Below are 3011 nucleotides of genomic sequence, written 5' to 3'. Positions count from 1 at the left end.
CTGCGGGGTCTCCCCTGCCCCGTCCTCCCGCAGGAGTCTTCGTGCCTTCCACTCCAATCAACAGAGTGTCAAAATTAATATTAATCTTTAACACAGCCAAAAAAATAAAAAGGAGCCAAACGGCTCCTTCCTCCTATTCCTTGACTGCCTCTAATAATAGGTCAACGATGTGAACACCTCTCATTTTCTCAGCGAGTCTTTCCTTTTCAATCCCAACCTTTACTTGTAATAAGCAGCCTGGGTTAGCAGTTACAATTGTGGTAGCATGGGTATTTTTGGCTTGGACCATTTTGTAATCAAGCATTTTCATCGACATTTCTGATTCGATAATATTGTAAATGCCGGCAGAACCGCAGCAACGGTCCGCATCTTTCATTTCAACATACTCCGCTCCTTTAATAGACTGCAGAAGGAGCCTAGGTGCAGATGCAGTTTTCATTACATTCCTTAAATGACACGAATCCTGATAAGTAATTATTTGAGATGGAAGCTCTAATTTCACTCTTTCATGGAAGTTAACTAAAACTAAAATTTCGGATACATCTTGAATTTTTTCTGTAAATTTCTTTGCTCGTTCGCCCCACTCAGGGTCTTCTTTTAATAAATGATCATAACCAAGTAAGAATGCGCCACAACCGCCGGCATTCGTAATGATAAAATCAACATTTAAATCCTTAAAAGCTTTGATATTTCTCTTGGCAAGATCTTTTGAACCACCCTTTTCACCATAATGACCGTGCAGGGCACCACAACATGTTTGCTCCTCAGGAATAACAATTTCACAGCCAGCCAATTGGAGTAATTTGATGGTAGCATCATTTGTTTTCATAAACATGGAGTCCATTAAACAGCCACTAAAGAAGGCAACTCTGTGTGTTTGTTTTCCAATTGGTTCTGCATGAACCGGTCTATTTTTCAATTCTTTCATCGTTGATACTGAAGGTAGTACTTTTTCCATTAAGGTTAGATGCTCTGGCAAAATACCTAAAAATCCAATTTTTCTCGCCATAGTTTGTAAACCAGACCGTTGGTAAAACCCAATCAACCCTGTCACATTTTTCATTCGCTTTGGATGTGGGAACAATCGTTCGAAAACAGTTTTTCGAACGATACTAGTCGATAATGAGTACTTCTTATTCTGACTGACAATATCACGTGCTTCTTCGAGTAAATGGCCATACTTTACTCCAGATGGGCAAACAGTTTCACATGCCACGCAACCAAGACATAGGTTAAGCGAACGCTCAAAATCTTCATCCGGTTCAATTAAACCATCGGTAACAGCCTTCATTAAGGCGATTCTGCCTCGCGGGGAATGTGATTCTTTATAGCCTGATTCAATATATGTGGGACAAGCGGGTAAACAAAAGCCGCAGCGCATACAATTTAATAATTCATCTTCATTCATTCTCACTTTAAACTGTTCTTGGATGATTTCTTTTTCTTTCACAGTTGTCATTTTGAAACCACCATGTGTTTTTTGTCGTCTGCTGCTAATACTGTTCCTTGGCCAGAAACTACCACGCGCTTTCGATAACTTTTAGCAAAAACCTTACCTGGATTCATGATATTATTTGGATCTAAAGCCTGCTTAATGGCTTTCATTACGGCAATCCCTTCTTTACCCAGTTTCCATTCAAGATAAGGCGCTTTCATAACTCCGACACCATGCTCACCTGTAATGGTTCCGCCAAGTTCCACTGCTTTTTCAAAGATTTCAGCAAAAGCCATCTCGACACGTTCCATTTCTTCATGATTTCTGGCATCCGTTGGGCATGTCGGGTGGAGATTTCCATCACCTGCATGGCCAAAAGTACAAATTTGCAGATTGTATTTGTCAGCAATGTTATTGATCGCGTTTACCATTTTCGCTAGTTCTGACCTTGGGACAGTAGCATCTTCAAGTACAGTAGTTGGCTTGAGTCGTGCAAGTGCAGAAAGTGCTGTGCGCCTTGCAGCAGCTAAGGCTAACGCTTCTTCCTCTGAAGATGCTACTTGAACGGAGACGGCACCTTCCTGCTCACAAACCTTTATGATTTTTTCAATATCACGTTCGACGACTTCAGGTGAGCCATCTTGTTCAATTAATAGAACTGCTTGAACGTCTGTAGGTAATCCAATTTGAGAATAGTCTTCGACTACTCTAATCGTAGGTTGATCTAGGAACTCAAGTGTGATAGGTATAATTTTATTAGCGATAATTTTGGAAACAGATTTTGCTGCAGCTTCTAGATCCTGATACAAGGCTAGCATCGTTTTCTTGGTTTCAGGCATGGGGATTAGCTTTAAAATTGCTTCAGTGATGATCCCAAGAGTTCCTTCAGAGCCAACCATTAACCGGGTTAGGTCATAACCTGCGACATCTTTTGCCAGTTTTCCACCTGTTCTTATGATATCCCCGTTTGGCATGACAACTTCAAGACCGATCACATAATCCCGGGTGACTCCATATTTAAGTCCACGTAATCCACCAGAGTTTTCGTTAATAGATCCACCAATCGTGGCAATTTTCATTGAACCTGGATCGGGCGGATAAAAAAGTCCTTTTGCTGAAGCGGCGTTAGCTACATCGAGGCAAATGACGCCTGGCTGGACAGTAATCGTTAAATTTGCCTCATCTAGATCAACAATTCTGTTCATATGCTTGAAAAGAATAACTACGCCACCCTCAGTTGGGCAGGTACCTCCACAAAGATTTGTCCCAGAACCTCGCGGTACAATAGGCACTTTATTTTCATTACATACCTTAACAACTTCTGAGACTTCCTTTGTATTCCTTGGGCTGACAACCGCATCCGGCATTGCCTGCAAGTTTGGTGTTGAATCATAGGAATAAACAAGTCTTTCGGTTTTAGCATCATCAAAATTTTCCTGTGAAACAATGCTGATTAATTTGTCTTTTACTACTTTGGAAAGCATTCTGTTTCCTCCATTCACTGAATACGCTTACAAGTTAAATGATTTTATGTTCTAAATTAAGTATAAAAAAAACAGGCGTCTGCCTGCTATGG

At 40.8% G+C, this 3011-nt stretch carries 2 protein-coding genes; both read right to left on the bottom strand.

What is annotated here, in order from left to right:
* Nucleotides 1-133 precede the first annotated feature (133 nt).
* Nucleotides 134-1459 carry a (Fe-S)-binding protein gene (locus V7659_RS19110; RefSeq protein ID WP_335541431.1) on the bottom strand — a complete coding sequence of 442 codons (1326 nt, stop codon included), beginning with the start codon at nucleotides 1457-1459 and terminating at the stop codon, nucleotides 134-136.
* The gene (gene glcD, locus V7659_RS19105) at nucleotides 1456-2919 is read right to left on the bottom strand and encodes a glycolate oxidase subunit GlcD (protein ID WP_335541428.1); all 1464 of its coding nucleotides are present in this window, start codon (nucleotides 2917-2919) and stop codon (nucleotides 1456-1458) included. The genes V7659_RS19110 and glcD overlap by 4 nt, the downstream gene beginning before the upstream one ends.
* Nucleotides 2920-3011 lie beyond the last annotated feature (92 nt).

Source organism: Neobacillus drentensis (assembly GCF_036966985.1).
GTDB lineage: Bacteria > Bacillota > Bacilli > Bacillales > Cytobacillaceae > Neobacillus > Neobacillus drentensis_E.
Note: the sequence above shows the minus strand (reverse complement) of the source record. Positions and strands in the feature narration are given on the sequence as shown.